The organism is Marinobacter sp. MDS2 (assembly GCF_030718085.1).
Classification (GTDB): Bacteria; Pseudomonadota; Gammaproteobacteria; order Pseudomonadales; family Oleiphilaceae; genus Marinobacter.
In genome coordinates, this window is the sequence record NZ_JAVAJF010000001.1 from 365,032 (window position 1) to 373,115 (window position 8,084).

The 8,084-nt window shown below is 55.9% G+C and carries 7 protein-coding genes; 1 reads left to right on the forward strand and 6 read right to left on the reverse strand.

Annotated elements, in window-relative coordinates; genetic code table 11:
• Window positions 1-23: 23 nt before the first annotated feature.
• The 6 genes from Q9245_RS01695 to Q9245_RS01720 form a co-directional block, all read right to left on the reverse strand.
• Window positions 24-212 carry a Trm112 family protein gene (locus Q9245_RS01695; RefSeq protein WP_305895536.1) on the reverse strand — a complete coding sequence of 63 codons (189 nt, stop codon included), beginning with the start codon at window positions 210-212 and terminating at the stop codon, window positions 24-26.
• Entirely contained in the window at window positions 205-1,263 is a 1,059-nt protein-coding gene (gene lpxK, locus Q9245_RS01700; RefSeq protein WP_305895537.1) for a tetraacyldisaccharide 4'-kinase, read from the reverse strand. Before lpxK ends, Q9245_RS01695 begins: the two co-directional genes overlap by 8 nt.
• Window positions 1,260-3,032 carry a lipid A export permease/ATP-binding protein MsbA gene (msbA, locus tag Q9245_RS01705; protein ID WP_305895538.1) on the reverse strand — a complete coding sequence of 591 codons (1,773 nt, stop codon included), beginning with the start codon at window positions 3,030-3,032 and terminating at the stop codon, window positions 1,260-1,262. Before msbA ends, lpxK begins: the two co-directional genes overlap by 4 nt.
• On the reverse strand, window positions 3,029-3,454 hold the full coding sequence (locus Q9245_RS01710; RefSeq protein ID WP_305895539.1) for a biopolymer transporter ExbD: 426 nt from the start codon (window positions 3,452-3,454) through the stop codon (window positions 3,029-3,031). Before Q9245_RS01710 ends, msbA begins: the two co-directional genes overlap by 4 nt.
• 5 nt (window positions 3,455-3,459) lie before the next feature.
• A complete protein-coding gene (locus Q9245_RS01715) occupies window positions 3,460-4,086 on the reverse strand; it encodes a MotA/TolQ/ExbB proton channel family protein (protein ID WP_199006883.1) in 627 nt (208 codons plus the stop codon).
• Window positions 4,087-4,158: 72 nt separating this feature from the next.
• Complete coding sequence (locus Q9245_RS01720) at window positions 4,159-6,543, reverse strand: DNA internalization-related competence protein ComEC/Rec2 (protein WP_305897151.1); 2,385 nt, start codon at window positions 6,541-6,543, stop codon at window positions 4,159-4,161.
• Window positions 6,544-6,866: 323 nt separating this feature from the next.
• On the opposite strand from Q9245_RS01720, the gene Q9245_RS01725 reads away from it, so the two are divergent.
• Window positions 6,867-8,048: an integrase arm-type DNA-binding domain-containing protein gene (locus Q9245_RS01725; protein WP_305895540.1), complete on the forward strand. Its 1,182-nt coding sequence runs from the start codon at window positions 6,867-6,869 to the stop codon at window positions 8,046-8,048.
• The last annotated feature ends 36 nt before the right edge of the window (window positions 8,049-8,084 follow it).

Here is an 8,084-nt window from a genome sequence, read left to right on the forward strand (position 1 = left end):
CAACAGTCCTGCTTACGGTTAACTCAGTGCTTATCCAGACGCTCGTCGGTGCTCAGTGTTCGAGCTTCAACAGCAATCATCACGGGAATGCCTTCTCGAATCGGGAAAGCCATGGCGTCCTGATAGCACACCAACTCCGTGCGGGCCTCGTTCAGTTTGAGTTCGCCCTTGCACACTGGGCAAGCCAGCATAGACAGAAGTTTCTTATCCATGATTTGATCTCTCGGTCATTTGAGACTGCAACTGCACAGCACTTTCGCTGAGCCGCTCCAGAAAGCGTTGTTCAAAAGGTTCGGACAGGCAGGCATCAACGGTCAATACCCACGCGTTATCCGGCGAAAAACCGCGACATTTCACCGCATCTTTTGCGGTCATCACCAACCATTCTCCGGCCCCAGAAGCCAGATCCTCAGGGCGGAACCGGTGATGATCGGGAAACGCCTGCTCCTGTACATGAGCGCCCAATTGCCGCAGCGTTTCAAAAAAACGCCCCGGATTACCAATGCCGGCAACCCCTCGTACAGGTTTCCCGTTAAGGGCTTCCGGCGCTCGGCTTTCTCCGGAATTCAGGTTTACCAACGAGGCTGGCCGCAAGGTCATGGCATGGATATTAGCGTGTTCCGTGCCGGCGAATTCATCGAGACGCTCGCCACTTGACGGAAACTGGGCCCCATTCAATATCACGAAATCAACCGAGTTGAGCCGGTCAACGGATTCTCGCAGGGGGCCTACAGGCAGAATGGCGCCGTTTCCAATGCCTCGTTGAGCATCGAACACCGCCAGTTCGATATCGCGGGGAAGGCTGTAATGCTGGAGGCCATCATCGCAGATCAATACATCGCCTAGCCCCTGCTCCAACGCCCAACGAGCCCCACGCAGGCGCTGAGGATCTACCACCACGGGGCAACCGGTTGCGAGTGACAGCATGAGCGGCTCGTCGCCACATACGCCGGCTGGAGTGCCCTCCTGCACCAACAAAGGATAGCGATCACTTTTACCGCCATACCCGCGACTCAGGATTACCGGCTGCCAACCCTCTTGGCGCATACAATCAACCAGCCGAGCCGTTAACGGCGACTTACCGGTACCACCTACGGTGATGTTACCCACCACGACCACGGGCACCGGCAAATTTTCCGCCCCAGCCTGCCAAGCCTTTCGGCGTTTGGATTCAGATATCGTGCGGTAGAGCCAGGCAAGCGGCGCCAAAACACTCAAGGGCCGCGACTGGCCATACCATAAACGGTCGATCACATTGCTCATGAATGCTCACTGAACTGCACCTGATGCAGCTGAGCATAAGCACCGCCCGCCGCCAGCAGTTCGTCGTGGGTTCCGGATTCGACAATACGGCCGTTATCCATCACCAGAATTCGGTCGGCCTTTTCGATGGTTGAAAGCCGGTGCGCAATCACCAAGGTGGTGCGCCCCTGCATAACAGTTTCGAGTGCCTGTTGGATGTGACGCTCGGATTCGGTGTCCAAAGCCGATGTGGCTTCATCCAATATCAAAATCGGGGCATTTTTAAGAAGCGCCCGGGCAATGGCCAAGCGCTGCCGCTGGCCACCGGACAGCATCACACCGTTATCACCGATCACCGTATCCAGGCCTTCCGGCATACGATCAATAAACTCAAGCGCGTGGGCTTTAGCGGCGGCCTCGCGAATTTCATCCCGGCTGCAATCCCGCAACGCACCATAGGCGATGTTTGCGGCAATGGTGTCGTTGAACAAGACCACGTTCTGGGTCACTAGCGCTATTTGGGCACGCAGTGCTTCCAGAGAGAAGTCCATCAGGGAATGACCATCAACCCGGATATCTCCGCCGGTGAAGTCATAAAACCGAGGCAACAGACTGACCAAAGTGGACTTACCACTCCCGGAGCGACCCACCAACGCGACACTCTGGCCGGCGGGCAAGTCGATCGAAATCTGGTCCAGCACATTATCGAGTTGATCGCGGTAGCGAAACGATACCTGATCGAACTCGATGTGTCCTTCAACACGGCCGGGCGCGTGGGTACCGCCGTCTTTTTCCGGCTGCTCGTCCATGGTTTCGAACACATCGTAAGCTGCCGCAACACCCTTCTGAATCTTGGAATGTATCGACGTAACCTGCCGAATGGGCTTTGCCATGGTCGTTGCGGCGGTGATGAACGCTATTAGCTGGCCGGTTGTCATTTCACCCCGAATTTCCGGCGCAAGCATGGTCCAGACCAGCGCAGCGATCGCAATGGCAACCAGAACCTGAATCACAGGCACACTGATGGCTTGTGTTGACGCCATTTTCAAGCTTTGTTTCAAGTTGCGAGCGCTGACCTGACGGAAGCGATCGCGCTCGTAGTCAGCGCCACCGAAGGTGCGCACCACGCGATACCCGGAAATTGATTCCGTCGCCACGTGGGTGATGTCCCCCATGGAGCCCTGAATTCGCTTGCTGATCTTGCGAAAGCGCTTACTGGCGTAACTAACCACAAAACCGATAACAGGCCCGACGGTCAGAAACACAAGCGTGAGCTTCCAGTTGGTGTAGATCATGAAGCCCAGCAAACCGACGATGGTCAGACCTTCACGCAGGGTGATGGTGATCGCGTTGGTTGCCGCTTCCGCCACTTGTTCGACGTTGAACGTGAGTTTGGACACCAGCCTGCCGGCCGCGTTCTCGTCGAAATACCGGGACGGTAGCGTCATCATCCGGTCGAACACGTCATTACGCAGAGCGTTAATCACATTGCGCCCAACGTAGCTGATGAAGTACTGGCTGAAAAAGGTACCCAGCCCCCGAAGGGCAAACACACCGACAATCAAACCGGTCAACAGCACTCGATTCTGAGACGTTGGATTCTCGATCGCTGTGATCACGTATTCCATGGCCGCAGCCATACCAGTGGAGGCGGCGGCGTAGAGCACGTTACCCAAAACGGCTAACGAAAACGCCAGCCAGAAGGGTTTTACGTAGGTCAACAGACGCTTGTACGTGGTCCAGCTGCCAGCTGGGGGCGTTTTCAGGGGCTCGGGAATGGAGCTGCTCACGGGGATTCAGCCTCCCGCTCGGTGGTGATGCTTAATTTCGCAAAGCCCAATCGGCCTGCCACATCCATTGCACGAACAACAAACTCATGCGGCGTGCGAGCGTCTGCAGTAATGATATACGGCAAGCTGTTATCCCCTTCGGCCAACTCGCTGACACCTCTTTCCAGAGTCTCCCGACGATTATTCACCAGCGTTTTATCATTGAGAATGTATTGACCCTGGGCATTAATGACCACATCAATCTGACGGACTTCAGTCGGTTCCGCGGGGTCCCCATTGGCTTCAGGCAACTCCACCTCAAGATGGCTTTCACGGGTGAAAGTGGTGGAAACCATAAAGAAAATCAGCAGCAGGAACACCACATCGATCAATGGCGTCAGGTCTACCCCGACTTCCTGGCTTCTCTGGCGCTTGAACTTCACGGTGTTCAGGCTCCTTCCACGTCGATTTCGCGATCACCATGAACCACCTCAACCAACTTAATGGCTTCCTGCTCCATGTTGACCACCAACTCATCGACCCGGCGAATGAAGTAGCGGTGACCAATCAACGCTGGAATGGCAACACTTAACCCGGCCGCCGTGGTGATCAGCGCCTCCGATATGCCCCCGGCCAAATTGCCGGCATTGCCAACGCCCGCCAGCTGGATTTCGGCAAACACTTTGATCATGCCGATCACGGTACCGAGAAGCCCAAGCAGCGGCGTAATAGTCGCAACCGTACCGAGCGGATTCAGAAAACGTTCGAGCTCGTGAATGACCTGGCTGGCCTCATGTTCGATGCTTTCTTTCATGATCTCACGACCATGTTTCGCATTCATCAAACCACTCGCCAACACCCTTCCCATGGGGGATGAGCCCTGCAGTGCTTTAAGCTTCCGGCCATTCAGCTCTTTCTTCTTAATCCAGCGCCAAAGCTCGTTAAGCGATTGGCTCGGTGCCACCCGGGAAGCACGCAACGACCAGAAACGCTCCAGAATAATTGCAAGCGCTAAAATGGAACAGGCAACAATGGGCACCATCAGGATGCCACCAGCTTTCAACAGCTCAAACACGCTTGATCTCCCTGATTAATGACAAGCCGCGCTACTTTAGCATAGCTGCCGGTACAGGCCACACCTGCAATGTCACGGTATTTTACATTGATCACGGGCAAGTCCCGGACCAGCAATCCAGAATGGCGCTTGTTGCGTTGCTTGGGTGATCTTCAGGTTGTCTGGCCCAAAACTCAGGAATAGCTGTCCTGAACACGCCGTATTCACCGGTACCGCGCCAACATCCTGATACCGTTCGACAACTGTGCTATGCGGGTGGCCATATCGGTGCCGATACCCTGCCGTGTAGATCACCCAGTTCGGCTCTACCGCCGACACCCACTTCATCGACGAGGAGGTCTTACTACCATGATGCGGAGCAATCACTATGCGCTGCCCCGGGAAGGCCGACAACCAATCCAAATCGCGATCTGCAAGCATTTCCGTTTCTACTCTGCGGCTAATATCCCCGGTTAGAAGCAGATCGACATTCAACTGACGATGAAATAGCCGAAGCACACAGGAAGCATCGTTTCCCGATACCGCCGAGCCACTGCGCCAGAAGCTCAGCTCGAACTCGCCCAACATCTGCGGCAATCGCGGGCAGCCCTGAATTAACGCCTCCGGATGCCGCGCCAGTTTTTGACGAACCACTTCCGGCTCTCCGGATGAGATCATCCCTATGGACAAATCCTCCAGCAAGACCGATAACCCGCCCGAGTGATCGCTATCGCCATGACTCACCACAAGATGCTCAATACGCCTCACGCCAAGTGCCCGCAGGTTCGGAAGCAAGACCGACTCTACGGCAGAATACGCGCCCTTTACCTCCGGCCCGGTGTCATACAACAAGACTTCACTACCCGAGCGAACCAGCACAGACAAACCCTGCCCGACATCCCAGATACGCACCTCGGGCACATCAACCGCCACATTCACCGGCGACTCGTGACTCAACCACCCGACCCCTAACCAACCCACCACAACGATGGCACTGAGGGCCTGGAATGACCGAGCCGGAAAGCGCAGCATCAGCAATACAACCAACGTCATTGCGATCACCGCAGCTTGTGACGCACCCGGCAACGAGACTACCGGCACTGCCTCCACCGCTTGCAGCAAATACCACAACACCCCCAGTACCGCATCAAAAACGTCGATCACATGAGCCGTTAGCGATCCCCCTGTCACAAACACCAACAATGTCCCGACGAACAACACCGGCATCACCACAAACGACACCCAGGGAATCGCTACCAGATTTGCCGCCACGCCCGCCAAAGGCTGAGCTTGGCCAAACGCTTGAAGAACGGGCCATAGGCCAACAAATACCGCACACTGAGCCAGCATCAACCCCGCCAGCCACCCGGTGTTTCCCAAGCGCCCCGAGAATACCCAAACCAGCAGTGCAACTGCAGAGAAGGACAACCAGAATCCCTGATCGAGGGGCGCAAAAGGATCGAACAACAAAACGCAGGCCATCGCGATAACGAAAGGTCGCCACGAACTGGCTTCCCAGGCCTTCAGCAGAAACCACCCACCCACGATCACCATCACCAGTGCACGACGGGTGGGCACGGTCATACCGGCCAGTAAGGCATAAAACAAACACGCGAGAACCACTGAGCCAAAGACCCCATTGCGGATGACCTTGCCCGAGATCAGGCCCGCGGGCAGCAACAGCAAAAGGCGACGACTGGCCAGTCCGGCGGCCAACGCCACCAGCCCCAAGTGCAAGCCGGAAATAGCGACCAGATGGATGGTGCCGGTTGCCTTGAGGGTTTGCCAATGCGAGGCAGAAAGGTGCCCACGATTCCCTATCAACAAAGAAGCCAGCAAGGGGTAGTGCTCTGCGCCGCTAAAGTAGCCTTCAACAACAGACGCCATTTCCCGGTGCCAGGCATGGTAGGAGCAGAAGAGCCCACACACCGAGCCCGGCAACTCCACCACATTCCGAACGCTCCCGGTTGCCCGCACACCCTGTCGAAACAACCAATCCTCGTACCGGAAACCTGCGTCATTGAGGTTGCCATGCGGGCGCTTGAGAACCACCTGAAGCGCTATTGGTCCGGAAGGTAATACCTTTTCGCCTGCACCGTACCAAGCAAGCCGGATCTTGTCCGGGGGCACGCCACCCTTCACCGAATCAAACGTTTCCGCCCAGCTGTCCACGCAAAAGTTGAAACGTATGCTATTAAAAGTGCCTGGTTGCGGTAAATCACAAACATACCCCGAAACCGTCAATGGCACTCCCTCTTCCAAAGGCAAAAGCCGCTGTTGCAGACGGGTGTCGGCATGCCACGCAGCCCATCCGAGCCCGACAGACAGCCAAATCAACCAAAGAAAAACGACACGAAAACGGGTCACTTTTGCTATGAATATTGTTAGTAGTACAAATAGGGATAAAAACAGCCACGGATAAGGTGGCAAAACCGAGAACCGATACAGTAAGATAACGCCGCAACTAAACGCGAACATGCCCGTAGGGCCAAATAAAGATCTTTCAGCTTTCGTGCTGAACTGGGTGTTTCTGGACAATCCTTGTCCTCCGATCAAAATCGACGCTCTTCATGCGCCGGTTACCATCCATACCGAGAGAACAGGCCGAACGTCCAATGCCGAAGAGGTTTATTAATTGGCATGACTGTTCGCCGTCGTCCATAATCGTTCGCCAGCCCTTGTCACGACTGAGTTTTGCACGTTATCCTTGTTCGCAACCATCCGCTTGAAATCGCCCTAATTCGGGAAAAAAGCGGGTACAAAAGCGGGTACGCTTTCGGGCGTGAAAACCAAGGAAAATCATGGCTCTTACAGATGTGTCGATCAGAAAAGCCAAAGCCATCGACAAGCCCTTTAAGCTCACCGATGCTAACGGCCTGTTTTTATTGGTGCGCCCCAACGGCTCAAAGCTGTGGCGCTACCGATACAGGATTGCCAAAAAGGAAAACACCTTTGCTCTCGGCACGTATCCTGAGATGAGCCTGGCCGACGCCAGAACGGCGCGAGACGAGGCGCGAGCCTTGGTCAAGCAAGGCATCCATCCGTCCGTAGTCCGGCAATCGGAGCGCGCCAAAGTCGTCCACCAAGGCACCCAAACCTTTGAAGGGGTGGCCCGTGAATACGCCAAAAAGAAAGCGCGGAAATGGTCGAAGGTTTACACCGACCAATTTATCCGCGCCATGGAACTAAACGTTTTTCCGTCGATTGGCCGGCTGCCCATTCGCTCGATTAACAGCGCTCACATTCTGAACATTCTAAACACCATGGATCAGCGCGGAGCCACGGCGCACGCATTAACCGTTCGGAGTTGGTGCGGCCAGGTCTTCCGGTACGCCGTTGCAACCACGCGCGCCGACCTCGATCCATCGGCGCCGCTGAAAGGGGCGCTGCAAAAGAGCGAGGTCAACCACGCTCGGCCACTGCCCTCGGATGGCATTGCCGATTTGCTGCCACGGCTGCGCACCTACAGCGGCCAGCGCACCACCGCCATCTGCGTAGAGCTGCTGATGCTCACCTTTGTGCGCACCGCCGAGATGCGTCAGGCCGAGTGGTCCGAATTCGACTTTGATACGGCCATCTGGAAAATCCCGGCCGATAAAATGAAAAAGCGGCGAGTGCATTTGGTTCCGCTCGCCACACAAACTGTGCGTCTGCTAAAGGAGTTGCGCCAGCTTACCGGGCAGGGCCGGTACTTGTTCCCGAACCGGCGCCGACACGATGCCGCTATGAGTGCGCGCACCGTCAACCGGGCGCTGGAAATTATGGGGTTTGAGTCGGGCGAGCTGTCCGGGCACGATTTCCGGGCCACGGCCACCACGCATTTGCACGAAATGGGGTTTGATCCTGCGCACGTAGACGTTCAGTTGGCGCACGCAAAAAAGAGCGCAACCGACGCAGCCTACAACCACGCGGTTTACTTGCCGCAACGCATCAAGCTCATGCAAGCCTGGGCTGATTATGTGTATTCACTAACCGCGAAGTGAGCCTGACAGGGGGCGCGCTTTGATTGATCGATGAAC

Excerpts from the sequence above, each read along its gene's own strand:
- Q9245_RS01695 (WP_305895536.1), bottom strand. The coding sequence starts at position 212 with ATGGATAAGAAACTTCTGTCTATGCTGGCTTGCCCAGTGTGCAAGGGC.
- lpxK (WP_305895537.1), bottom strand. The coding sequence starts at position 1,263 with ATGAGCAATGTGATCGACCGTTTATGGTATGGCCAGTCGCGGCCCTTG.
- Q9245_RS01720 (WP_305897151.1), bottom strand. The coding sequence starts at position 6,543 with ATGTTCGCGTTTAGTTGCGGCGTTATCTTACTGTATCGGTTCTCGGTT.
- Q9245_RS01725 (WP_305895540.1), top strand. The coding sequence starts at position 6,867 with ATGGCTCTTACAGATGTGTCGATCAGAAAAGCCAAAGCCATCGACAAG.